This is a genomic window from Geobacillus sp. PK12, assembly GCF_004123125.1.
GTDB lineage: Bacteria > Bacillota > Bacilli > Bacillales > Anoxybacillaceae > Geobacillus > Geobacillus zalihae.
Genome location: NZ_SDKL01000033.1, coordinates 71317 through 93085 on the forward strand (window position 1 = coordinate 71317; position 21769 = coordinate 93085).

Genomic DNA, 21769 nt, shown 5'->3' on the forward strand with positions numbered 1-21769 from the left:
ATGAAGGAAACGTGTGACTTGTTGGCGTTCGGCGCCCATCCGGATGATGTCGAAATCGGCATGGGAGGGACGATCGCCAAATACGTACGCCGTGGGTACCGTATTGTCATTTGCGACTTGACGCAAGCCGAGCTGTCGTCCAACGGCACGGTCGACGAGCGGCAGAGAGAGGCGGCCGAGGCGGCCCGCCGGCTCGGTGTATCCGAGCGGTTCAATCTTGGGTTGCCTGACCGCGGCCTTTACGTCGAGGAAGAGGCGATCCGCCAGATCGCAGCGGTCATCCGCCGCTATCGGCCGCGCCTTGTATTCGCCCCCTATTGGGAAGATCGACATCCGGATCACGGGCGATGCGCCCGCCTTGTCGAGGAAGCGGTCTTTTCCGCCGGCATCCGCCGCTATGGCGCCGGAGAGCTTGGCGATGCGCACCGCGTTCGGGCGGTGTATTATTATATGATCAATGCCTTTTGCCGCCCGCATTTTCTCATCGATATTAGCGAAACGATCAATGACAAGCTGGACAGCCTGCGCGCGTACGAAAGCCAGTTTCAAAAACGGCCTGGCTCGGTTGACACCCCGCTGACCAACGGCTACATCGAGATGATTGAAAGCCGCGAGCGCTGGTTCGGTCAACAAATCGGCGCGGCGTATGCGGAAGGGTTTTTGACGAAAACGCCGATTCATCTTTCCAATTTGTTTGAGGAGGAGCGATGAAGCTGAAAATCGGGATTGTTTGCTATCCGACGGTCGGGGGCTCCGGAGTGGTCGCCACTGAGCTTGGCAAGCTGCTGGCGGAGCGGGGGCATGAGATTCACTTTATCTCATCGAGCATGCCGTTTCGTTTGAATAAAGTGTACGGCAACATTTATTATCATGAAGTCAGTGTCAACCAATATTCCGTCTTTCAATACCCGCCGTACGATTTGGCATTGGCAAGCAAAATTGCTGAGGTGGCAAAGCGGGAACGGCTCGATGTGCTTCATGCCCATTACGCCGTTCCTCATGCCGTCTGTGCGGTGTTGGCGCGGCAAATGGTCGGCGAGCTGCCGATCATCACGACGCTGCACGGCACGGATATCACCGTGTTAGGCTATGACCCGTCGCTTTCCGATATGATCAAATTTGGCATCGAGCAGTCGGATATCGTTACGGCGGTGTCTGACGCCCTTGCCCGGCAGACGTATGAACTGCTCGATGTGCAAGCGACGATCCATACCGTCTACAATTTTGTCGATGAACGCGTCTACCGTCGTCGGGAAGCGGGCCATTTACGGCGCGAGTACGGCATTCGCGACGATGAACGAGTTGTGATCCATGTCTCGAATTTCCGGAAAGTGAAGCGTGTGCCTGATGTAGTGCGAGCGTTTGCCATCGTGCGCCGGCACGTGCCAGCCAAGCTCTTGCTTGTCGGCGACGGTCCGGAAATGACCGTCGTCTGCCGGCTTGTGAAAGAGCTTGGGCTGCAAGATGATGTCCGCTTTTTAGGAAAACAGGATAAACTCGAAGAGCTGTATTCGATCAGTGATGTGATGATGCTTTTGTCCGAAAAAGAAAGCTTCGGGCTCGTATTGCTTGAAGCGATGGCGTGCGGCGTTCCGTGCATCGGCACGGCCATCGGCGGGATTCCGGAAGTGATTGAGGATGGGAAAACCGGGTTTTTATGCCCGCTTGGCGATGTCAAAGAGGCAGCAAGACAGGCGATGGCGCTGTTGACAGACTGCCGGTTGCACGCTGAGATGGCAAGACAGGCGGTGCAAACGGTTGAGCGCAAGTTCCGCTCGGCCGACATCGTCGGCCAGTATGAACAGCTGTACGCTTCGCTTGCGGCAAGGAAGGTGAAACGATGAAACCGCCGTTTGAACAGGCGCTCGGCATTATCCGACAATTGAAGCGGCATGGCTATGAGGCGTATTTTGTCGGCGGCGCGGTGCGCGACTTGTTGATCGGGCGTCCAATTGGCGACGTCGATATTGCGACAAGCGCTCTGCCGGAAGAAGTGATGCGCTTGTTTCCGAAAACGATCGACGTCGGTTCGAAACACGGCACGGTCGTCGTCGTGCATGAAGGAACGGCGTACGAAGTGACGACATTCCGCACGGACGGCGATTATGAGGACCATCGCCGTCCGGAGTCGGTGACGTTCGTTCGTTCGCTTGAGGAAGACTTAAAGCGGCGCGATTTCACGATGAACGCCATCGCCATGGATGAACGCGGAACGATCATTGATCCGTTTGGCGGACAAGAGGCGATCGAGCGGCGGCTCATTTGCACGGTCGGGGCGGCGGACGAACGGTTTCGCGAAGATGCGCTCCGCATGATGCGGGCTGTTCGCTTCGTCAGCCAGCTCGGATTTGCGCTCTCTGAGGATACGAAGAGCGCGATTGTCCAAAACGCACCGCTTATGGCCCACATTTCTGTCGAACGGATGACCATGGAAATGGAAAAACTGCTCGCCGGTCCGTTCGTTGCCGAGGCGCTGCCGCTGTTGGCCGATACCGGGCTGTTCGCTTATTTGCCTGGGCTGGCCGCAAAAGTGCAGCTGCTGCGCTCGGCCGCCGCCTTTCGCTGGCCGTGGCTTACAAAGCGCGAAGAGCGCTGGGCGCTTCTTTGCCGCGCGCTTGATGTCAAAGACATCCGTCCGTTTTTGCGCGCCTGGAAGCTTCCCAACAAAGTAATCGATGAAGCTGGCGCCATTTTGGCGGCGCTCGATGATGTCCCTAGGCCGGAGGAGTGGACGAACGAACAGTTGTTTTCAGCCGGCCTCGAGCGGGCGCTATCGGTTGAAGCGGTGCGCGCCGCGCTTTGCGGCGCGCCGTCTGAACCGCATCATGAGGAGCTCCGCCGCCGCTTTGCGGCGCTGCCGATCAAAACGAAAGGGGAGCTTGCCGTCAACGGGAAAGACGTCATTCGCTGGGCTGGAAAACCGGCCGGTCCGTGGGTGAAAGAGACGCTGGATGCCATCTGGCGGGCGGTCGTCAGCAGCGAAGTCGAAAATGAGAAGGAGCGGATTTACGCATGGCTCATGGAGCGCAATCGGACACACGAAAAAAACTGTTAGAGTTGTTTGCCGAAGCGAACGGCGAGTTTTTGTCCGGGCAAAAAATCAGCGAACAGCTCGGCTGTTCGCGGGCGGCGGTATGGAAGCATATCGAGGAGCTGCGCAAAGAAGGATTTGAACTCGAAGCAGTGCGCCGCCTTGGCTACCGGATTATCAGCACGCCGGATAAAGTGACGGCCAACGAAATCCAGCTCGGCTTAAAAACGGAAAAACTTGGCCACACGATCCACTTTTTTGACGAAGTCGATTCGACGCAGCGCATTGCGGCAAGGCTCGCGTATGAAGGGGCGCCGGAAGGAACGCTCGTCGTCGCGGAAGAGCAAAAGGCCGGGCGCGGGCGTTTGGATCGGAAATGGTTTTCCCCAAAAGGGACGGGCATTTGGATGAGCCTCATTTTGCGGCCGGCCATCCCGCCGCAGCGGGCGCCGCAGCTGACGCTGCTTGCCGCGGTGGCCGTCAGCCAGGCGATTCAGGAAGTGACCGGGCTTGTCCCAGACATTAAATGGCCGAATGACATTTTGCTTGACGGCAGAAAGTGCGTCGGCATTTTAACAGAGCTGCAAGCCGACCCTGACCGCGTCCATTCGGTCATCATCGGCATCGGCATCAACGTCAACCAAACGATCGAGCAGTTTCCGGAGGATATCCGGACCATCGCGACATCGCTGGCCATTGAAAAGGGCGGGCCCGTAAAGCGCGCCCCGCTCATTCAGGAAATTTTGTTCCGGCTTGAGCGGCTGTATGAGCAATATTTGGCGCATGGCTTCCGTCCGATTAAGCTTCTTTGGGAAGGGTACGCCGTTTCGATCGGCAAGCCGGTGACAGCGAGAACGCTGAACGGCGTGATTCACGGCATCGCCCGCGGCATCACCGACGACGGGCTGCTCATCCTTGAAGATGAGCAAAAGGACATCCATTACATCCATTCTGCCGATATTCAGTTCTAATTTGCCACTAGAAAAATTGTAACAATTTTGTTAAAATACAAAGCGAGGAAAAGGGCAGTATCTTTCGCAAGAAGAACTGCACCGAGGCCGACAGCACGAATAGGTGAAGGAAATGATCTGCCTTGATCCTTTTTTGAAGGACTAGGACAGAGGGATGAACGAAACCGACGGCGGTTTTATGGCGTCCTTCTTTCTCAAGGCGGGAAAGAAGGACGTTTTGTTTCGGGCGGTTCATCTCCTCTGCAGTCAAAGAGGAGGGAACGAAAATGAAAGCGAAAACCGATTTTTTCCACATGAAGCAGGCGGGTGAGCCGATCGTGATGGTGACCGCCTACGATTTTCCGTCCGCGAAGCTTGCCGAGCAAGCCGGCGTCGACATGATTTTGGTCGGCGATTCGCTCGGCATGGTTGTGCTCGGGTATGATTCAACGATCCCGGTGACGGTCGATGATATGATCCACCATACGAAGGCGGTTCGCCGCGGTGCGCCGAACACGTTTATTGTCACCGATATGCCGTTTATGTCGTACCATGCGTCCAAAGAAGAGGCGCTGCAAAACGCCCGCCGCATCATGCAAGAGTCAGGGGCGAACGCCGTTAAAGTCGAAGGAGCGGATGAAGTCGTCGATATGATTGCCGCGCTGACGAAAGCCGGCGTGCCGGTCGTTGCCCATCTCGGGTTGACGCCGCAATCGGTCGGCGTTCTTGGCGGCTATAAAGTGCAAGGCAAAGATGCCGAAAGTGCGAAAAAGCTGCTCGATGATGCGAAACAATGCGAGCAGGCGGGAGCGATCGCCCTTGTCTTAGAGTGTGTTCCGAAGCAGCTCGGGGCGGCCATGGCCCGGGAACTCACCATTCCCGTCATCGGCATCGGCGCCGGGGCGGAAGTCGACGGCCAAGTGCTCGTGTATCACGATTTGCTTGGCTACGGTGTCACCCGCGTGCCGAAGTTTGTGAAACAATACGCGTCCATCCAAGAGACGATCGTTGAGGCGTTAGCCAACTACGTCGCTGATGTCAAACTGCGCCAGTTCCCGGAGCCGGCGCACACGTTTACGATGAAGGAAGAAGAATGGGTGGCGCTTTACGGAGGAAAGCAAGGATGATCGTGATGGATCAGATTGCAGCGATGCAGGCGCTCATGCGCCAATATCGCCGTGAAGGAAAGACGATCGGGTTCGTTCCGACGATGGGCTATTTGCATGAAGGGCATACCTCCCTCATCGATCGGGCGCGCGCGGAAAACGACATCGTCGTCCTAAGCGTTTTCGTCAACCCGCTTCAGTTCGGACCGAACGAAGACTTTGCCCGTTATCCGCGCGATTTCGAGCGCGACCGGCGCATCGCCGAACAGCATGGAGTCGACGTCTTGTTCCATCCGGAAGCGGACGAGATGTATCCGGAGCCGCTTACCGTACGAGCGATCGTTCAAGCGCGCGCCGACGTGCTGTGCGGACGGTCGCGCCCCGGCCATTTTGACGGCGTGGCGACGGTGCTCATGAAGCTGTTCAACATTGTGATGCCCGACCGCGCGTACTTTGGGATGAAAGATGCCCAACAGGTGGCGGTCGTCGACGGCTTGATCCGCGATCTCAATTTTCCGATCGAGCTCGTGCCGGTGCCGACGGTCCGCGAGGCGGACGGGCTGGCGAAAAGCTCGCGCAACGTCTATTTGTCGCCGCAAGAACGGAGTGAGGCGCCGGCGCTGTATGCAGCGCTTCAAGCAGCCGCTTCCGCCGTCGAACGAGGGGAGCGGAGCGCAGCGGCCATCCGCCGGATGGTTAGAGAGCATATTGAAGCGCATACGCACGCTGAGATCGATTATGTCGAAGTATGTTCATATCCGGACTTGACGCCGCTTGAGACGCTCGCCGGGACAGTGCTGATCGCTGTCGCCGTCCGATTTGCGAGCGCCCGGTTGATCGACAATATCATGATTGAGTTGCCCAAAACCGGCGAACAAGGGGATGGAAAGGGGGAGCAAGCATGTTTCGCACGCTCATGAACGCCAAAATTCACCGCGCTCGTGTAACAGAGGCCAATCTCGATTACGTCGGCAGCATCACGATCGATGAAGATATTTTGGATGCCGTCGGCATTGTGGCGAATGAAAAAGTACAGGTAGTGAACAATCATAATGGAGCCCGTTTTGAAACATACGTCATCCCCGGTGAGCGCGGCAGCGGTGTCTTTTGCCTAAACGGCGCCGCCGCCCGCCTTGTGCAAAAAGGGGACGTTATTATCGTCATCTCATATGTGCTCGTTCCAGAGGAAAAAATCGCCGCCCATCGACCGAAAATCGCGATTATGGACGAAAACAACCGAATTGTGCAGCTCATCGCCGAAGAGCCGGCGCATACGGTTTTATGAGGGCAAAAAGGGGCTTTCCGCCCCTTTTCGTTTTGAGGTGATCGTTTATGGCAACGCGCTTTGTCATCATTGACTTGGAGACAACCGGAAATGGGCCGAAAAAAGGCGATCGGATCATCCAGCTCGGCATGGCGGTCGTCGAAGATGGCCTGATTGTCGAACGGTTTGCCAGCTTTTTTAACCCGGAACAGCCCATTCCGCTGTTCATTCAGCAGCTGACGAACATCAACGAACAGATGGTCGAAGGAGCGCCGCTGTTTGCTGACAAGGCGGGCGAGATCGCCGCCTTGATGCACGGTGCTTACTTTGTCGCCCATAACGTCGACTTTGATTTGCCGTTTTTGCAGGCCGAGCTTGAACGGGCTGGCTGGCCGCCGTTTGCCGGTCCGACGATCGATACGGTCGAGCTCGCCCGCATCGTGTTGCCGACTGCCGAAAGCTATAAGCTCGGCGATTTGGCGAGGCAGCTCGGCCTTCACCACGATCGTCCGCATCAAGCGGACAGCGATGCGGAAGTGACCGCCAAGCTGTTCATTGCCTTGCTCAAGCGGCTCTCCCGTCTGCCGCTTATGACGCTTGAGCAACTGCGCGGTCTTGCCCGCCACTTGAAAAGCGATATTTACTTGCTCCTTGATGCGGTCATCGCCAAAAAGCGGAACAAGGCGCCGGCCGACCGCGCTGTCGCCGTATACCGCGGCATTGCGTTGAAACAACCGGCGCCGGAGCCAGATGAGAGCGATCGGCGCCCCGCTTTGGCTTCGTTCGCTGCCTTTTGCGAACAGGAGCCGCCCCTTCCGCTTCCCGGCTACAAGCGGCGCGCGGGGCAGTGGGAGATGATGCGGCTCGTTTATGAGGCGCTGTCGACGTCCCAGCACGCGCTCATTGAAGCAGGGACCGGACTTGGCAAATCGCTCGCCTATTTGATTCCCGCTGCTTTTTTTGCCTGTGAGCAGCAAGAGCGGGTCGTCATCAGCACGCATACCCTCCAGCTGCAGGAGCAGCTCATTCGCCGCGATTGGCCGGTATTGCGGCAAATCGCGCCGTTTCCGCTCCGCGTTGCCGTTTTGAAAGGAAAGCAAAATTACTTATCCCTTGACAAGTTCGCTTCGTTTTTGTCGGAGCCGTCTGACACGTACGATGCGGCGCTCTTGAAATGCCAGGTGCTCGTTTGGCTGCTTGAGACCGACAGCGGCGACTTGGACGAATTGAATGTGTCATCCGGCGCCCGTCTCCTATTGTCCGCGCTTGCCATCGGCGAAGAGGAAGACGGCGGGCGGCATCATTTTTTCGCCCGGGCGAAAGAGCGCTCCGAACGGGCGGATGTGGTCATTACCAACCATGCGCTTTTGCTTCATGATTTGACCGCCCCGGCGTCGCTTTTGCCGCCGTTTCGCCATCTGATCATCGATGAGGCGCATCGGCTTGAAGATGCCGCCGCCCGGTGTTTTGGCGAGCAGATTGGCTATGTGTCGTTTCGCCTGCTGACCGCCAAAATCGCGCAGACGATCGCGAAATGGCAAGAAGCAGAACAGGACGCACCGAATGGGGCTCTTGTCCGTTGTCAGCAGCGCCTTGAGGAGCTGCAGTTTGAAGGGGACGAGCTGTTCCGCCTGTTGCGCCGCTATGCGTTGGACAAAAAGCCAGCTCGCGCTGGACGTTGCCGCTATCGCTTTTCGCCGACGGACGAACAGAGCCGGGCGTGGCAGGCGGCGGTGGAGTTATGCTGGCGCCTGCGCGATTTGGCGGCGGCGCTATCCGCTGAAGCGAAGCCGCTTCTATCCGCTGATACGAGTGGCGATTTCCCACCATCCGCCTTGCTGTCGGCTGATTTGGCGGCTCTCAACCGGCAAATGGCTGCGCTTGTGCGTTTGCTGACCGAAAAGGAGCCGGGTGTCGTCCGGTGGATCGAAGCGGACGAAAAAGGGGCGGCGAACGCTGTCCGCCTTTACTCGCAGCCGGTTGACCTTGCTGACTTTTTCGCCGATCAACTGTTTATGAAAAAACGGAGCGTCGTTTTGACGTCGGCGACGCTCACTGTCCGCGGCCGGTTCACGTATATGGCGGCGCGTCTCGGTCTTGAGGATTTTTATCCACTTTGCCGCTCGTTTCCGCCGCCGTTTCGTTACGAGGAGCAGGCCGCGCTCTTCGTGCCGGCGGACATGCCGCTCGTTTCTGCCGTGCCGCTTGAAGATTACGCCGAAGCGGTCGCCGCTTCGGTGCTTGCGATCGCCCGACGCCTCGGACGGCGGGTGCTTGTGTTGTTCCCTTCGTATGAACTGTTGAAACTGACGGTTGATGCGTTGAAGACGGAGGAAGAAGGCGAGCCGTTTGTTTTGATCGCTCAAGGGGTGCAAAGCGGCAGTCCGGCAAAGCTCTTGCGGACGTTTTTGCAGTTTGAGCATGCGGTGTTGTTTGGGACGAGCAGCTTTTGGGAAGGGGTCGATCTGCCAGGTTCAGCGCTCGATGTGCTTGTCATCGCCCGCTTGCCGTTTGCGCCCCCGGACGATCCCGTGATGGAGGCAAAAAGCGAGCGCATTCGCCTAGAAGGCGGCGATCCGTTTTCCGAGCTGGCGCTTCCTGAGGCGGTGCTTCGTTTTAAGCAAGGGTTTGGCCGCCTCATTCGCACGGAAGACGACAAAGGAGCCGTATTTGTGCTGGATCGGCGGCTTTTGGCTTCCCCGTACGGCGCGGATTTTCTCGCTTCCTTGCCGCCGCTTTCGGTGCATGAAGGCGCGCTTTCTGAGCTGCTCGACAAGGCGGAAACTTGGCTTTCTTAAAGCGCGCTTTATTTCTCATAAAGATGGACGAAACGGCGCAATCTAAAGGTGTCAGGCGGCAAAAAACCCCGCATGAAGCGGGGGGAAAGAAGCAAATTGGCGTTGACGGTGTAGGCGGGCAAATTTGTTATGAAATGATCGGACAAACCTGCTATAATAGGGAAGAAGCACAACTGCGATGACAGTTTGCGCCTTGCCGTTTGGCTTTGTCGGCTTGGCCGCAGAGGTGCGAAGAAGCACGCCTTTGATGTCACCTTCGCTGTATTTGTATTGTTGCCGGAGCCGCCGGCGTGTATAAGTAACAAAATTTGCGCCGCACAGGAGGAAACGACGAAAATGGAAAGCAAAATCGAAGTGCTCGCTACCGTCAAAGTTCAGCACTCCGACGACTTGTACAAAATTGTCGACTGCTTGAACCGAACGCTGAAGCGCGACAATTTGATGTTTGGCCTTGCCTTGGATGAAAACGACAAGCGCCAGGCCATCTTTACGATTTATCGGACGTGATCACGATGAAAAAGTGGGGTTGGTTCACTCTGCTTTTTTTTGGATTCCTCATTTGGCAGGCATGGTCGATTTATGACGAGGCGATGGCGCCCAAGCGGCTGATGGTGGAACATGCGTTGGCGCGGGCGAAGGAAGCCGCCGGGCTTGCTGATGTGAAGAAAGTCTATACATATTATGGCGACGAAGCGTGCACCGTATTCATCGGAAGAACAAAACAAGGGAAAGCGGTCGTCGTTTGGGTGCCTGAAAAAAAGGGGAGTGTCGTCGTCAAGGGCGTGGACAGCGGCATCAGCGAGGCGGAAGCGCGCGCCATTTTGCAACGCGACCGCCGACCGCGGCGCATCATCGACGCGACGCTTGGCATGGAAAAAGGCGTGCCTCTTTGGGAGTTGACATATATTGATGCGGAAGGAAGGTATTCGTTTTATTACCTTCACTTTGCGGATGGGGCCTTCCTGAAGAGGTACAGTTTTCAACAGTGAGGACGTGAGGGGGAAGAAGCGATGAAACTGGCAAAACGGGTGGCGTCGCTGACGCCATCGGCGACATTGGCCATTACGGCGAAAGCAAAGGAACTGAAAGCGGCCGGATATGACGTGATCGGCCTTGGGGCCGGCGAACCGGATTTCAACACGCCTGAGCACATTATCGCGGCGGCCATCAAGGCGATGAATGAAGGGCATACAAAATATACGCCATCAGGCGGGTTGCCGGCACTGAAAGAGGAAATCATCAAAAAATTTGCCCGCGATCAAGGGCTTTCATACGAGCCGGCGGAAATCATCGTCTGTGTCGGGGCGAAGCATGCGCTTTATACGCTCTTTCAAGTGCTGCTTGATGAAGGCGATGAGGTCATCATTCCGACGCCGTATTGGGTGAGCTACCCGGAACAAGTGAAGCTGGCTGGCGGCGTTCCGGTTTACGTTGAAGGGCTGGAAGAAAACGACTTTAAAATGACGCCGGATCAGCTGAAACAGGCGATTACCCCGAAGACGAAGGCGGTGATTATCAACTCCCCGAGCAATCCGACCGGCATGATTTATACGGCCGAGGAGCTGAAAGCGCTCGGGGAAGTATGCTTGGCGCATGGCGTGTTGATCGTTTCGGACGAAATTTATGAAAAATTGATTTACGGCGGGGCGAAACATGTGTCGATCGCCGAACTGTCGCCGGAGCTGAAGGAGCAGACGATCATCATCAACGGCGTATCGAAATCGCACTCGATGACAGGGTGGCGCATCGGCTACGCGGCTGGACCGAAAGACATCATTCAAGCGATGACCGATTTAGCAAGCCATAGCACATCGAATCCGACATCGATCGCTCAATATGCGGCCATTGCCGCCTACAGCGGGCCGCAGGAGCCGGTCGAACAAATGCGCCAAGCGTTTGAAAAGCGGCTTGACATCATTTATGACAAGCTTGTGCAAATTCCAGGCTTCACCTGCATCAAACCGCAAGGAGCGTTTTATTTGTTCCCGAACGCCCGAAAGGCGGCGGATATGGCCGGATGCCGCACGGTCGACGAGTTCGTCGCCGTCTTGTTGGAGGAAGCGAAAGTCGCGCTTGTGCCTGGTTCTGGGTTTGGGGCGCCAGATTACGTCCGCTTGTCGTACGCGACCTCGCTTGAGGCGCTCGAGACAGCGATCGAACGCATCCGCCGGTTTATGGAGGCGCGGGCCTAAGGCGCTTTGCGCCAAGGTGTCAGAGTGGAAAGAAAAGGGCGGCTTTGTTTGGCGCAAAGCCGCTTTTTCCGCGTCGGTCTGTCGGCTGGCTCCGGGCGGCTGCGCCGAAGGGCGATTGGTGGGGGCAGCATCGTTTTGCGCTGCTTTGGCTGGTCGTTGCCGTGACGCCGACGGAACGGTATAATAGCGAATGATGGACGTGTCGATTATTGGAGGGAATCAGTGCGTGAAAACGACGACGATTGCGGAAGTGAATCAATACGTAGGACAACAAGTGACGATCGGCGCTTGGCTCGCGAACAAGCGCTCAAGCGGGAAAATCGTCTTTTTGCAGCTGCGCGACGGCACTGGCTTTATTCAAGGCGTCGTCGAAAAGGCGAACGTCTCGGAAGAGGTGTTTCAACGCGCAAAAACATTGACGCAAGAAACGTCGCTCTATGTGACGGGCACGGTGCGCATCGACGAGCGCTCCCCATTTGGCTACGAGCTGTCGGTTGCCGATTTGCAAGTCATTCAAGAAGCAGTTGACTATCCGATTACGCCGAAAGAGCATGGCGTCGAATTTTTGATGGACCATCGCCACCTTTGGCTTCGGTCGCGGCGCCAGCACGCGATCATGAAAATTCGCAACGAAATTATCCGGGCGACGTATGAGTTTTTCAACGACCGCGGGTTTGTGAAAGTCGACGCCCCGATTTTGACTGGCAGCGCACCGGAAGGAACGACCGAACTGTTTCATACGAAATATTTTGATGAGGATGCCTATTTGTCGCAAAGCGGCCAGCTCTACATGGAAGCGGCGGCGATGGCGCTCGGCAAAGTGTTCTCATTCGGCCCGACGTTCCGCGCCGAAAAATCGAAAACACGCCGCCATTTGATCGAGTTTTGGATGGTGGAGCCGGAAATGGCGTTTTATGAGTTTGAAGACAATTTGCGGTTGCAAGAAGAGTACGTCTCCTACCTTGTGCAGTCGGTGCTCGAGCGCTGCCGGCTTGAACTCGGGCGGCTCGGGCGCGACGTGTCGAAGCTTGAGCTGGTCAAACCGCCGTTTCCGCGCCTAACGTATGATGAGGCGATCAAGCTGCTTCATGAAAAAGGATTGACCGACATCGAGTGGGGCGATGACTTCGGTGCGCCGCATGAGACGGCCATCGCCGAAAGTTTTGACAAACCGGTGTTCATCACCCACTATCCGACCTCTTTGAAGCCGTTTTATATGCAGCCGGACCCGAACCGCCCCGACGTTGTGCTATGCGCCGATTTGATTGCGCCGGAAGGATACGGGGAAATCATTGGCGGCTCGGAACGGATTCACGATTATGAGCTGCTCAAGCGCCGCCTTGAAGAGCACCATTTGCCGCTTGAAGCGTATGAATGGTATTTGGATTTGCGCAAATACGGTTCTGTGCCGCATTCAGGGTTCGGGCTCGGCTTGGAGCGCACTGTCGCTTGGATTTGCGGCGTCGAACATGTGCGCGAGACGATTCCGTTCCCGCGGCTGCTCAACCGGCTTTATCCGTAAAAAACCCCCTGCAAAAAGGGGGTTTTTTCGCCGCCGTCATGTTATACTATAGTTGAGGTGCATCGGCATGGAAAAGAAAAAGGTGGCCGAATGGCTGGCGCAAGGAAGCATCGCCGTCCCGAAGCTGTTGCTTGGCCACTACAAGCAGCTTGGGTTGGGCGAGGGGGAGCTCGTCTTGCTTTTGCATATGCAGTCGTTTTTCGAAGAAGGCGTCTTGTTTCCGACGCCGGCCGAGCTGGCCGAAAGAATGACGGTCTCGGCAGCGGAATGCATGGAGATGGTGCGTCGGCTCTTGCAAAAAGGGATGATCGCGATTGAAGAGCATACGGATGAACAAGGCATTCGCAACGAAAAATATACGCTTGAACCGCTTTGGGAGAAGCTCGTGCATCATTTGTACACCCAGGCGGCTCAACAGGGGGAACTCGGCCGGCAGGAGGAAGAGGAGAGCTTATACACCGTTTTTGAGCAGGAGTTTGGCCGCCCGCTCTCCCCGTTCGAGTGTGAAACGCTTGCGATGTGGATCGATCAAGACGGCCATGAGCCGGCCATCATTAAAGCGGCGCTGCGCGAAGCGGTGCTGTCGGGGAAGTTGAATTTCCGCTACATCGATCGCATCTTGTTTGAATGGAAAAAGAACGGCATTCGCACGATTGAACAGGCGCACGATTACGGCAAAAAGTTTCGCAAGCCGTCCTCCCGTTCCGCGAGACAGACGGCGGGAGAATTTAAACAGACGATCCCGTTTTTCAATTGGCTCGACTCGTAACGAGAGGCGCTGTCTCTCGTTTTTGTTTGTCCAAAAATGGCCAATCGAACCGGTAAAAGGCGTCGTTTTGTTCGGGCCAATATGGCAATAAGGAGGAGACGAGGTGCTGACAAAGCAACAAATCCGCTACTGTTTGGATGAGATGGCCAAAATGTTTCCAGATGCGCATTGCGAGCTGGTGCACCGCAATCCGTTTGAGCTGCTGATTGCGGTTGTTTTGTCGGCGCAATGCACCGATGCGCTCGTCAACAAGGTGACGAAACGGCTGTTTGAAAAATATCGGACGCCGCACGATTATATTGCGGTGCCGCTTGAGGAGCTCGAGCAAGATATCCGCTCAATCGGCTTATATCGGAACAAAGCGCGAAACATTCAAAAGCTGTGCGCGATGTTGATTGACAAGTACAACGGCGAAGTGCCGCGCGACCGCGATGAGTTGATGAAGCTGCCGGGCGTCGGGCGGAAGACGGCGAACGTCGTTGTGTCCGTTGCGTTCGGCGTGCCGGCCATCGCGGTTGATACACACGTCGAGCGCGTCAGCAAACGGCTCGGCTTTTGCCGCTGGGACGACTCGGTTTTGGAAGTCGAAAAGACGCTGATGAAAATCATTCCAAAAGAAGAATGGTCGATCACCCACCACCGAATGATTTTTTTCGGCCGCTACCATTGCAAGGCACAGTCTCCGCAATGTCCGTCATGTCCTCTTCTTCATTTATGCCGTGAAGGAAAAAAACGGATGCGAAAACGGGAGGAAAAAGCGGCAAATCAGAAGTGAACGGAGCCGTGAAAGGGCTTGGTGAAGAAGGGCCAGCAGCATGCCGGTCGGTCATGAAAAAACGGATGGCGCAAAAGCCATCCGTTTTTTGGGAATGCAACGGTTATGGACGGGTGCCAAGACCCGCTCCGGATCCGTTTTTTAACGGCGGGGAGACAGGCGGCGTTCCGCTGTTTGCACCCGTTCCACCGTTCGTTCCGTTCGTTTGGCCGCTGTTGTTCGTTCCTTGGTTGTTTGTTCCATCCGTTTGGCCATTGTTTTGGTTGGCCCCGCCGCTGTTGCCATTTTCTTGTCCGCCGCTTGCGCCGCCGTTTTGTTCATTGTTGTTTCCCTGACCGTTTTCGTTTCCGTTATTCCCGCTGTTGCCTTGATCGGTGCCGCCGTTTTGCCCGCCGCTGCCTTGGCTGTCATCCCCCGGTTGTTGTGGCACGGGAGTTTGATCTTCTCCGCCGGGGACATGAACGCTGGCTATGGCCGGTTTGCTCATTCGTTCGCCGTCTTTTGCGTACACGGCGATTGTGTACGTCCATCCTGGCGTCGGATTGGAAATCGTGATCGAACGGTCTTTTGTGGTGATCGTATTCGTTTGACCTTGGCCATCTTTGACGCGCACCTCGAAGATCGTCTCATCGGTTTGCTCATCGTATGACCACGAAACCGAGATGGCGTTCGCCGCTTGGTCGTACACAGCGGTCAACCCTTTCACCGCCGGCAGTTCTTCCGGCACGTCGTTCGCCGTCTCCGTCGGCTCAGTGCCGCGCACGAACAATTCATACGTAATTTCGCTTTCCGGCGTGTATTTGCCGGCAAGTTTCGGCGGGTTCGTGCCTTTTTTGATCGGCAGTCTGACGACGCTCTCCGGCTGCTTGAAGCTTCCGCTGCCGTCATCGATGTGGGACATTAAGTTTTTCAACAAGTATTTCGGGATTTTTTGTTCCTCTATACTAAGCTTTGCCGTGCTGCTTCGCTTGCTGAAGCCGACCCAAATGGCCGCCGTATAGTTTGGCGTATAGCCGACAATCCAGCTGTCCGGCACATCGTCCCGGTCAAGGCCGAATTTTGCTCCATCTTTCCCATAGTTCGTCGTCCCTGTTTTGCCTGCGAGCTCAAGTCCTGGAACATTGGCCAATTGACCTGTTCCGGAGCGGATGACAGACTTCAGCACGTCCGTGATCATGTAGGCGGTATAGTCGTGCATCACTCGTTTTGGTTTGGGTTGCAAATCCATTTCCGTGCCGTCCGGGAAGACGATTTTTGTCACGGCATATGGCTTCGTATAGACGCCGTTATTACCAAAAGCAGTGTACGCTCCAGCCATTTGCAGCACCGATACGTAGCGGGATACTCCGCCGATAGCGTAAGGCTCATATACTTCATCAAAGCCCATGCCGAGTCGGTTAGCGAACTCCATCGCCCGCTCTTTGCCGACGGCTTGGAACGTTTTTAATGCCGGGATGTTGCGTGATTTTGCCAGTGCCGTCCGCAAGGTGATCGGCCCCATATATCCCCCGCCGGCGTTGCGGATCGGCGTGCCGTCCGAATACGTATACGGCTCGTCAACAAGAATGTGCGCGGTTGACCATTTTAAATATTCAATCGCCGGGCCATAGTCCAAAATCGGCTTGATCGTTGAACCGGGCTGGCCGACCGGTTGGATTGCGTAGTTGAAGCCGAATTCGATATTGTCGCGATGGCGACCGCCGCCTAACGCGCGAATGGCGCCTGTTTTGGTGTCGACGACGGCGATGCCGGATTGCAAATCCTTCTTATTGGTAAAGTATTTGTCAGAGTTTAATAGCTTTTCTACGTATGTTTGAACGTTTTGATCGAGCGTTGTATAAATTTTCAGCCCATCTTCAAAGACGTTGACGTTCGCCTTATCTGTCACTTCTTTGATCACTTCATCAATGAAGGCGTCATATGGTACGTCATTTTGCGTTTTTTTCCGTTTCGCCAACATCGATTGAATGGGCACTTGTTTCGCTTTTTCCGCTTCTTCTTCGCTGATGAAGCCGTGTTTCGCCATAAGCGACAATACGGTGTCACGCCGTTTTTTCGCTGCTTCCGGATGGTCGTACGGATTATACCGGTTTGGGGCCTGGGGCATGCCAGCGAGCAAAGCTGCTTCCGGAAGAGTGAGTTTTTTCAAGTCTGTCTTGCCAAAATAATATTCGGCGGCGCGTGCGACGCCATAAATGCCGTCTGAATAATAAATTTTGTTCAAATACATTTCCAAAATTTCATGTTTCGAATATTTTTGTTCCAGCTGTAGCGCGAGCCACGCTTCTTGCGCTTTCCGTTCCAACGTTTTCTTTGATGAAAGGAATGTCATTTTCACGACTTGCTGGGTGATCGTGCTGCCGCCTTCCGCCCCAAATCCTTCCTTGATGTTGGCGAGGACGGCGCCGGCCAAGCGGACGATGTCGATCCCGTGATGTTCATAAAAGCGGGCGTCCTCTGTTGCCAAGACGGCATCTTCAAGCACTTTCGGCACGTCTTTATACGAAATGTACGTTCGCTTGTAGCCGCCAAGCTCCGCTACTTGTTTTCCATTCATATCGTACAAGACGGAAGAAAGCGGATCTTTAATTTTGGCCTCATCCAGCGGAGGAGCGTCCTTAACGAAATAGGCGAAAGTGGCAATACCCCCGATGGCGCCAAGGACCATCATCAGCAATATCGCAATGGCGACGGTTTTCAACCATGACCTTCCTCGTTTCGTTTTCGCTTTCTTCTGTTTGGTCTGTTTCGCTGCCTGCTTTCGTTCTACGCGAGAACGATATTCACCAGACATAAGCAAATCCTGCCTTTCTTACAAGTTTTCACTTCAACGGGTGAAGTACACGTTGTCTACTACACTAATATAATCAATTCTCGGCTGGTAGCCAAGCGGAATGGAATGTCCATGCCGTTCGATCTCTTGTTTCGGAATCGACTTTCGTCCGCCGGCTTCCTGTTTGTTCCACCAAGCGATCAAATGAGAGGCGTCAAGCAAATACGTTTCATTGAGCAAAGAAAAACGCAAAATCGCAAAACAAATGCCGCCGTGGGCGACGACTTGCTCCATATGGCGGATTTGATGAGCGTGGAAATTTTTCAGCGGAAACGCCGTTTTGTTTTTTGTCTCTTTCGCCTCAAAGTCAATGTACTTGCCGCGGTACACACCGTTGTAGTCGGTCGTCGACGCTTGCCGGAAGTAGGCTTCGGTAATGACGGCGGCGCTCCGTTTCGGATAGTCGACGCGCACGATTTGCACCGGGGTCGGCTTTTTATGGATGACCGCGATGCCGCGTTCCCGGTAATATTCATTCGTCGCGTTTAAGTCGTCTTCGAGCGTCATGCCGCGATTGGCATAATCGGCCGCCGGCCGGCGCGCGGCGTTCGGCTTGTTTCCGCGATACTCTTTTCCGCTCGGGTATTTGAGTGCCATCGCGTTCATCTCCTTTGAATGGTTTTTATTATACCATACGCTCCGGTCATATGCGCTCTTTTTCTTTTCCTCCTTTCGACTGAAGGCAAGCGAAGGAGGTCAATGTCGAATGGCGGCTGCTTGCCACTTTCTTTGCCGAATTCGTTCTACTTTTGTCGCCGCAGCAGGAGTCGTCCTTCCCGCCGCGAATGGAATATCATCATGCGAGAAATGGGGGAGAGGGAATGGAAAAACGGCTCGTGAAAAAAGAGGAGATCGAAAAGCAGCTGCAGGAAATAGTTGCACTCATCGAGCAGGTCGATGCGAAAATGGAAAAAGTGATCGCCGATGTCATCGAAGAGCGTTATGCGCAAAATCAAGCGCAGCTCGGGCGCCTTGAAGGGCAGATCGCCGGCGTGGAACAGCGGCTTGAGAAGGAGAAGCAGAGCGCTGCACTTCCGCTTTCGTCGAAATTGTATTTCGTGTAAGCCGGCCGATATGGTATCATCAAACAGAAGCGCATCGCGGCAAAACGCATCCGTTCTCCGGGCCATAGGGCACAGGGCAAACCGGATTTGCCGGCATGGATAAAGGAGGAGGCGCCATGGAAAAAGAGCTTAAGGCGTTGACGAAGCGCCTGCAACAATACAACGAACAGTTGCTTTTGATCGCCCGGCGCGCCCACGAGCAGAACGAGGAGCCGGATTTTTTTGGCGACGTGAAACCGATGGCCGAAGAGGTGCAGGCCGTTGCCGAACGGTGGAAGGACGCCGCTTCCCGCTGGGTCCGCCATGCGCGGCCGAAATATGTCCATGAGCGGCAAATTGAGGCCGCCGCCGACCATATGGCGAAGCTGTGCGTTGAGGCCTTTTATCCATCCGTCCCTGAGCGCCGCATCAAGCAATACAGCCAGGCCGTCGCTTATACGCTGGCGCTTGTCAAGGAACGGCTTGACGACACGAGCGAAGCAGGCAAGGAGAGGTTTTGACGGGGCAGGAGAAAGCGGCCGCACGGAAAAAGGGGCTGACCCAAAACGCGAGTGCGTTTTGGATTAGCCCCCTTTTTTGTTTTATGTGTCTTTGCCTGTTGTGATCGAGACAGGGCCGCCTTCTGCAGTAGCGACGGTGTTGATCTCGTATTCGACCCGCTCCGTATGCTTGGGCGGCGCTGGTTTTCCATGTTTCGGCTTTTCATGGTCATGGCCTTTCAATTTATGGTTAAAGTGGACGCCTCGACCCATCGCCAATCCCCCCTTGTACGACAATTCCTCTCGCCTCTTTAGGGTGGGAAGAAACATCGTTTTTTATGCGTCTTGAGGAACAGGGGCAAAAAAAAGAAGGGAAAAGCTCCCTCATCGTCCTACAGCCCAGCGTATTCCCCTGCTTCATCCGGCTGAGAGGCGCCGGCTTTTTCGAGCTCACGCACGAGATCGCGGTACTCGGCGAGCGAAATTTCCCCGCGCAAATACAGACGGCGGGCAAAATCAAGCAGTTCGTTCGCCTCAGCCGGTTCGCAATGTTTGACCGCCATAAACTTATGCTTTAACTCCGTCACGTTCATTGATGCTTTTCCCCCTTCCCCTTTTTTACATCGTACCATGAAAATAGGGAGAAAGAATGATTTCGGAAAATTAAAACTTCCGACAAGAGGTGACATGTCCGCACACGTCGTCAGGCGTTTGCACATATACTAGTGGCAGCTCGCCTCCTTAGCCTAGGGGGAATCGATTATCAAACATGGGGGAGAGGAGACATGCACCGTTATCCGCGCCCAGTTTCGCCGCCGGTTTATGGACCATACGGCTCAGGCGGCCATTATAGTCCTTATTTTCACTATGGGGTTTCATCCTTCCCATCGGCGCCGGTTCACTGGCCTCATCTTCCGTCCGGCCATGCCGCGCCTCCCTCGTATCCGATGCCGTATCCAAAGCCAGGACCGCTTTTGCCGCCGCCGCGCCCGTCGTTTCTCGCCCAGTTTAAAAACAGCGACGGAACGTACGATATCAACAAAATGATGAGTACCGTGGGGCAAATGATCAATACGGTCAATCAAGTGAATGGCGTGTTGAAAGGATTGCTCGGTACGTTTAAAAAATGAAACCGCGTCATGGCGCGACGGTCGAGCGCGCTTGAAAAAGGGAAACCGCTCCGCCGTTTGCACGGGGAGCGGTTGTCACGTTGTCAAATGAGCAACTCATACACTTCATTGAGCTGATACACGCGCTCATAATCGCGCTCATCCATCGCATAGCGGATTTCATGGGGCAAAATGCGGTCCAAAAAGGCGCTTTCTTCTTGCGTTAAGTCGCGGACAAATTCCCCTTCGCCTCGGTATGGTTTGCTGATCAGTTTTTTGTAAATGCGTTTTGGGGTGTCGCTGTGGTGATCCAAATAGTTGGACAGCACTTCGCGCAAGTAAGCGAGTGTTTGTTCCATCATCGTCCGCCCCCTTCAAAAAAAGAGACAAACTCTTTGCTTGTGTTTGTGCGGCCTTGGACGTACGGATTTTCTTCCGTCACGCGGTCCGGGTCGAGGTTTGTTTTGATGACAAGCATCGGCTCATCCGACGGCTCGTTGATCAGTCGGTCGTTCAATTGTTTGAAATCGGGCAGTTTCGCCATTCGTTTTGCACCTCCTATCAGTAGCGTAGCTTGTCAGCCGAGAAAGTATGTATGCATCGTTTTGACCGCGGCAAGGCAAGCAAATGGCAAACAATAAGGGGGCGGCGGTGACAGACTGCAACGACAACTGGAAGCGGAAAAACAAATACACGAACAACCGTGAGGAAATCGCCAATGAATGGGTGATCAAAAAAGGAACGCCGGAAGAGGGCGAACGTTCCGGAAATTCACTCCATAAACAATAGAAGATGGACAAGAAACAAGCCGCTCCCCATGCAGGGAACGGCTTGTTTCACGCCCAAGCGCGGCGCTGGCCGTTGCCAAAATGGTTTTTGAACGCACACACAGGCTGGATCGTCTTCAATCGATATCGATATATTTCCGTTTTTGCGGCAGCTGGATGGTGAGCGTCCCATTTTGAAACGAGGCTTTCACCTCATGCTCAGCGACCGGATACGGAAACGGAATCAGCCGCGCCACGCGCCGCCGTGCGTGGCGGCGTTCGTATACATGGCCGTGATGATCTGCCGATTCAATGGTTTCATTGTGATCGACGATCAGCTGCAGCCCATCTTCCTGCCATTGCAAGCTGATTTGTTCCCTTTTGATGTCAGGCAGCCGGACAATGATTTGGTAATCGTGCTTCGTCTCTTTCACCTCGATCGGAATGTACGCGGCAGCAAACGTTTGTGCGAAATAGTCATCGAGCGTTTCAAACAGTTTTTGCAGCGGCCGTTCATCAAACCATTGATTCATCATTTTCCGCAAATGATGGAACGGGTGATGGCCTCCCCCATTGGCTGGTGGTTGAAACGATTCATTCATTGCGCTTCCCTCCCTTTTTTCAAAACAGCGAAATGACTCTGTCGGGACGCTGCCGATTGGCAAGGCGATTCACTGTCAATGTATGTACGGAGCGAAAAAAAAGCTACTCCGTACTTTTTTAGGGAGTTTTCATCTTGTTTTAACCCAGATGGAATATAATGACACCACCATCCATGTGATGCACATCAATAACGCTGTCGGTTGCCCGGCGGCGGGAGGAGGGATGGCGCGATGCATTGGGTTCATTGGTTGGTGACATTGTTTTTTTCTGGAACAGCCGTGTCGCTTCTTTCCTATCAAGCGTTGGAAATCGTTCAAGCCATTGTCGATTGGATCGTTGACCGCCACTCGTAAACAGCTGCCTGCGCCGCTTTTGGCCGATTCATTTTTGAGGGCGTCTCGAACAGGCGCCCCATTCCTTTTTTGACTGCTGGCTGTCCGTTGGCGGTGGACGATTTGTTGTGTATAGTGAAAGATGTATAAAATGAAAGCAAACAGCCGCAATGGA

Annotated in this window: 27 protein-coding genes; 20 read left to right on the top strand and 7 right to left on the bottom strand. The window is 54.8% G+C overall.

Going from position 1 to position 21769, the window contains the following annotated elements:
* The 15 genes from bshB1 (at position 1) to nth (ending at position 14407) form a co-directional block, all read left to right on the top strand.
* Positions 1 to 711: a bacillithiol biosynthesis deacetylase BshB1 gene (gene bshB1, locus ETR37_RS11970; protein WP_011231668.1), complete on the top strand. Its 711-nt coding sequence runs from the start codon at positions 1 to 3 to the stop codon at positions 709 to 711.
* Positions 708 to 1844: an N-acetyl-alpha-D-glucosaminyl L-malate synthase BshA gene (gene bshA, locus ETR37_RS11975; RefSeq protein WP_011231667.1), complete on the top strand. Its 1137-nt coding sequence runs from the start codon at positions 708 to 710 to the stop codon at positions 1842 to 1844. The genes bshB1 and bshA overlap by 4 nt, the downstream gene beginning before the upstream one ends.
* Positions 1841 to 3055, top strand: a complete 1215-nt coding sequence (locus ETR37_RS11980; RefSeq protein ID WP_015375257.1) for a CCA tRNA nucleotidyltransferase — start codon at positions 1841 to 1843, stop codon at positions 3053 to 3055. The genes bshA and ETR37_RS11980 overlap by 4 nt, the downstream gene beginning before the upstream one ends.
* Positions 3013 to 4002 carry a bifunctional biotin--[acetyl-CoA-carboxylase] synthetase/biotin operon repressor gene (locus tag ETR37_RS11985; protein ID WP_011231665.1) on the top strand — a complete coding sequence of 330 codons (990 nt, stop codon included), beginning with the start codon at positions 3013 to 3015 and terminating at the stop codon, positions 4000 to 4002. The genes ETR37_RS11980 and ETR37_RS11985 overlap by 43 nt, the downstream gene beginning before the upstream one ends.
* A 266-nt stretch (positions 4003 to 4268) precedes the next feature.
* Positions 4269 to 5108, top strand: a complete 840-nt coding sequence (gene panB / locus ETR37_RS11990; RefSeq protein ID WP_011231664.1) for a 3-methyl-2-oxobutanoate hydroxymethyltransferase — start codon at positions 4269 to 4271, stop codon at positions 5106 to 5108.
* Positions 5105 to 6007: a pantoate--beta-alanine ligase gene (panC, locus tag ETR37_RS11995; RefSeq protein WP_011231663.1), complete on the top strand. Its 903-nt coding sequence runs from the start codon at positions 5105 to 5107 to the stop codon at positions 6005 to 6007. The genes panB and panC overlap by 4 nt, the downstream gene beginning before the upstream one ends.
* Positions 5989 to 6372 carry an aspartate 1-decarboxylase gene (panD, locus tag ETR37_RS12000; protein ID WP_011231662.1) on the top strand — a complete coding sequence of 128 codons (384 nt, stop codon included), beginning with the start codon at positions 5989 to 5991 and terminating at the stop codon, positions 6370 to 6372. Before panC ends, panD begins: the two co-directional genes overlap by 19 nt.
* Before the next feature lie 47 nt (positions 6373 to 6419).
* Entirely contained in the window at positions 6420 to 9149 is a 2730-nt protein-coding gene (gene dinG / locus ETR37_RS12005; protein WP_129447300.1) for an ATP-dependent DNA helicase DinG, read from the top strand.
* A 336-nt stretch (positions 9150 to 9485) separates the two neighbouring features.
* A complete protein-coding gene (locus ETR37_RS12015; RefSeq protein WP_011231659.1) occupies positions 9486 to 9656 on the top strand; it encodes a YpmA family protein in 171 nt (56 codons plus the stop codon).
* A 5-nt stretch (positions 9657 to 9661) separates the two neighbouring features.
* Positions 9662 to 10138 carry a cell wall elongation regulator TseB-like domain-containing protein gene (locus ETR37_RS12020; protein ID WP_015375254.1) on the top strand — a complete coding sequence of 159 codons (477 nt, stop codon included), beginning with the start codon at positions 9662 to 9664 and terminating at the stop codon, positions 10136 to 10138.
* Between the two features lie 21 nt (positions 10139 to 10159).
* The gene (locus tag ETR37_RS12025) at positions 10160 to 11341 is read left to right on the top strand and encodes a pyridoxal phosphate-dependent aminotransferase (RefSeq protein WP_129447301.1); all 1182 of its coding nucleotides are present in this window, start codon (positions 10160 to 10162) and stop codon (positions 11339 to 11341) included.
* Between the two features lie 24 nt (positions 11342 to 11365).
* The gene (locus tag ETR37_RS19145) at positions 11366 to 11506 is read left to right on the top strand and encodes a hypothetical protein (protein WP_020278327.1); all 141 of its coding nucleotides are present in this window, start codon (positions 11366 to 11368) and stop codon (positions 11504 to 11506) included.
* Positions 11507 to 11534: 28 nt separating this feature from the next.
* Positions 11535 to 12863 (top strand): asparagine--tRNA ligase, encoded by a 1329-nt coding sequence (gene asnS / locus ETR37_RS12030; protein WP_020278328.1) that lies wholly within the window; start codon positions 11535 to 11537, stop codon positions 12861 to 12863.
* Positions 12864 to 12930: 67 nt separating this feature from the next.
* The gene (locus ETR37_RS12035) at positions 12931 to 13632 is read left to right on the top strand and encodes a DnaD domain-containing protein (RefSeq protein ID WP_011231655.1); all 702 of its coding nucleotides are present in this window, start codon (positions 12931 to 12933) and stop codon (positions 13630 to 13632) included.
* A gap of 103 nt (positions 13633 to 13735) precedes the next feature.
* Positions 13736 to 14407, top strand: coding sequence for an endonuclease III (gene nth / locus ETR37_RS12040; RefSeq protein ID WP_011231654.1), 672 nt, complete (start codon positions 13736 to 13738; stop codon positions 14405 to 14407).
* A 103-nt stretch (positions 14408 to 14510) separates the two neighbouring features.
* On the opposite strand, the gene ETR37_RS12045 is transcribed toward nth, so the two are convergent.
* Positions 14511 to 17201: a penicillin-binding protein 1A gene (locus tag ETR37_RS12045; RefSeq protein WP_129447302.1), complete on the bottom strand. Its 2691-nt coding sequence runs from the start codon at positions 17199 to 17201 to the stop codon at positions 14511 to 14513.
* Positions 17202 to 17234: 33 nt separating this feature from the next.
* Positions 17235 to 17837, bottom strand: coding sequence for a Holliday junction resolvase RecU (gene recU / locus ETR37_RS12050; RefSeq protein ID WP_011231652.1), 603 nt, complete (start codon positions 17835 to 17837; stop codon positions 17235 to 17237).
* A gap of 224 nt (positions 17838 to 18061) precedes the next feature.
* Between recU and ETR37_RS12055 the strand changes: the two genes are divergently transcribed.
* Together ETR37_RS12055 and ETR37_RS12060 are read left to right on the top strand one after the other, a co-directional pair.
* Positions 18062 to 18304, top strand: coding sequence for a hypothetical protein (locus ETR37_RS12055; protein ID WP_013144928.1), 243 nt, complete (start codon positions 18062 to 18064; stop codon positions 18302 to 18304).
* Positions 18305 to 18420: 116 nt separating this feature from the next.
* The gene (locus ETR37_RS12060; RefSeq protein ID WP_081132673.1) at positions 18421 to 18804 is read left to right on the top strand and encodes a YppE family protein; all 384 of its coding nucleotides are present in this window, start codon (positions 18421 to 18423) and stop codon (positions 18802 to 18804) included.
* Between the two features lie 81 nt (positions 18805 to 18885).
* Here the strand turns inward: ETR37_RS12060 and ETR37_RS19150 are convergent, their stop codons facing one another.
* Positions 18886 to 19056: a hypothetical protein gene (locus ETR37_RS19150; protein ID WP_013144930.1), complete on the bottom strand. Its 171-nt coding sequence runs from the start codon at positions 19054 to 19056 to the stop codon at positions 18886 to 18888.
* Positions 19057 to 19175: 119 nt separating this feature from the next.
* On the bottom strand, positions 19176 to 19376 hold the full coding sequence (locus tag ETR37_RS12065) for a YppF family protein (RefSeq protein ID WP_011231648.1): 201 nt from the start codon (positions 19374 to 19376) through the stop codon (positions 19176 to 19178).
* 192 nt (positions 19377 to 19568) lie between these two features.
* Here ETR37_RS12065 and ETR37_RS12070 point away from each other — a divergent pair, with 192 nt between their 5' ends.
* The gene (locus ETR37_RS12070) at positions 19569 to 19913 is read left to right on the top strand and encodes a YppG family protein (protein WP_013144931.1); all 345 of its coding nucleotides are present in this window, start codon (positions 19569 to 19571) and stop codon (positions 19911 to 19913) included.
* 83 nt (positions 19914 to 19996) lie between these two features.
* Here ETR37_RS12070 and ETR37_RS12075 read toward each other — a convergent pair whose 3' ends face one another.
* Both ETR37_RS12075 and ETR37_RS12080 read right to left on the bottom strand, forming a co-directional pair.
* Positions 19997 to 20251 (bottom strand): sigma-G-dependent sporulation-specific acid-soluble spore protein CsgA, encoded by a 255-nt coding sequence (locus ETR37_RS12075; protein ID WP_015375250.1) that lies wholly within the window; start codon positions 20249 to 20251, stop codon positions 19997 to 19999.
* On the bottom strand, positions 20251 to 20436 hold the full coding sequence (locus ETR37_RS12080; RefSeq protein WP_011231645.1) for a hypothetical protein: 186 nt from the start codon (positions 20434 to 20436) through the stop codon (positions 20251 to 20253). The genes ETR37_RS12075 and ETR37_RS12080 overlap by 1 nt, the downstream gene beginning before the upstream one ends.
* Positions 20437 to 20519: 83 nt before the next feature.
* On the opposite strand from ETR37_RS12080, the gene ETR37_RS19155 reads away from it, so the two are divergent.
* On the top strand, positions 20520 to 20681 hold the full coding sequence (locus tag ETR37_RS19155) for a hypothetical protein (RefSeq protein WP_015375249.1): 162 nt from the start codon (positions 20520 to 20522) through the stop codon (positions 20679 to 20681).
* A 115-nt stretch (positions 20682 to 20796) separates the two neighbouring features.
* Here ETR37_RS19155 and ETR37_RS12085 read toward each other — a convergent pair whose 3' ends face one another.
* The gene (locus ETR37_RS12085) at positions 20797 to 21261 is read right to left on the bottom strand and encodes an Hsp20/alpha crystallin family protein (protein WP_011231644.1); all 465 of its coding nucleotides are present in this window, start codon (positions 21259 to 21261) and stop codon (positions 20797 to 20799) included.
* Between the two features lie 231 nt (positions 21262 to 21492).
* Here ETR37_RS12085 and ETR37_RS20025 point away from each other — a divergent pair, with 231 nt between their 5' ends.
* A complete protein-coding gene (locus ETR37_RS20025; RefSeq protein ID WP_013524106.1) occupies positions 21493 to 21615 on the top strand; it encodes a hypothetical protein in 123 nt (40 codons plus the stop codon).
* Positions 21616 to 21769 lie beyond the last annotated feature (154 nt).

Bases quoted from the DNA above. Each gene is read 5' to 3' on its own strand.
- bshB1 (WP_011231668.1), top strand. From the start codon at position 1: ATGAAGGAAACGTGTGACTTGTTGGCGTTCGGCGCCCATCCGGATGAT.
- bshA (WP_011231667.1), top strand. From the start codon at position 708: ATGAAGCTGAAAATCGGGATTGTTTGCTATCCGACGGTCGGGGGCTCC.
- ETR37_RS11980 (WP_015375257.1), top strand. From the start codon at position 1,841: ATGAAACCGCCGTTTGAACAGGCGCTCGGCATTATCCGACAATTGAAG.
- ETR37_RS11985 (WP_011231665.1), top strand. From the start codon at position 3,013: ATGGCTCATGGAGCGCAATCGGACACACGAAAAAAACTGTTAGAGTTG.
- panB (WP_011231664.1), top strand. From the start codon at position 4,269: ATGAAAGCGAAAACCGATTTTTTCCACATGAAGCAGGCGGGTGAGCCG.
- panC (WP_011231663.1), top strand. From the start codon at position 5,105: ATGATCGTGATGGATCAGATTGCAGCGATGCAGGCGCTCATGCGCCAA.
- panD (WP_011231662.1), top strand. From the start codon at position 5,989: ATGTTTCGCACGCTCATGAACGCCAAAATTCACCGCGCTCGTGTAACA.
- dinG (WP_129447300.1), top strand. From the start codon at position 6,420: ATGGCAACGCGCTTTGTCATCATTGACTTGGAGACAACCGGAAATGGG.
- ETR37_RS12015 (WP_011231659.1), top strand. From the start codon at position 9,486: ATGGAAAGCAAAATCGAAGTGCTCGCTACCGTCAAAGTTCAGCACTCC.
- ETR37_RS12020 (WP_015375254.1), top strand. From the start codon at position 9,662: ATGAAAAAGTGGGGTTGGTTCACTCTGCTTTTTTTTGGATTCCTCATT.
- ETR37_RS12025 (WP_129447301.1), top strand. From the start codon at position 10,160: ATGAAACTGGCAAAACGGGTGGCGTCGCTGACGCCATCGGCGACATTG.
- asnS (WP_020278328.1), top strand. From the start codon at position 11,535: ATGGACGTGTCGATTATTGGAGGGAATCAGTGCGTGAAAACGACGACG.
- ETR37_RS12035 (WP_011231655.1), top strand. From the start codon at position 12,931: ATGGAAAAGAAAAAGGTGGCCGAATGGCTGGCGCAAGGAAGCATCGCC.
- ETR37_RS12045 (WP_129447302.1), bottom strand. From the start codon at position 17,201: ATGTCTGGTGAATATCGTTCTCGCGTAGAACGAAAGCAGGCAGCGAAA.
- recU (WP_011231652.1), bottom strand. From the start codon at position 17,837: ATGGCACTCAAATACCCGAGCGGAAAAGAGTATCGCGGAAACAAGCCG.
- ETR37_RS12055 (WP_013144928.1), top strand. From the start codon at position 18,062: ATGGAAAAACGGCTCGTGAAAAAAGAGGAGATCGAAAAGCAGCTGCAG.
- ETR37_RS12060 (WP_081132673.1), top strand. From the start codon at position 18,421: ATGGAAAAAGAGCTTAAGGCGTTGACGAAGCGCCTGCAACAATACAAC.
- ETR37_RS19150 (WP_013144930.1), bottom strand. From the start codon at position 19,056: ATGGGTCGAGGCGTCCACTTTAACCATAAATTGAAAGGCCATGACCAT.
- ETR37_RS12065 (WP_011231648.1), bottom strand. From the start codon at position 19,376: ATGAACGTGACGGAGTTAAAGCATAAGTTTATGGCGGTCAAACATTGC.
- ETR37_RS12070 (WP_013144931.1), top strand. From the start codon at position 19,569: ATGCACCGTTATCCGCGCCCAGTTTCGCCGCCGGTTTATGGACCATAC.
- ETR37_RS12075 (WP_015375250.1), bottom strand. From the start codon at position 20,251: ATGGAACAAACACTCGCTTACTTGCGCGAAGTGCTGTCCAACTATTTG.
- ETR37_RS12080 (WP_011231645.1), bottom strand. From the start codon at position 20,436: ATGGCGAAACTGCCCGATTTCAAACAATTGAACGACCGACTGATCAAC.
- ETR37_RS19155 (WP_015375249.1), top strand. From the start codon at position 20,520: ATGGCAAACAATAAGGGGGCGGCGGTGACAGACTGCAACGACAACTGG.
- ETR37_RS12085 (WP_011231644.1), bottom strand. From the start codon at position 21,261: ATGAATGAATCGTTTCAACCACCAGCCAATGGGGGAGGCCATCACCCG.
- ETR37_RS20025 (WP_013524106.1), top strand. From the start codon at position 21,493: ATGCATTGGGTTCATTGGTTGGTGACATTGTTTTTTTCTGGAACAGCC.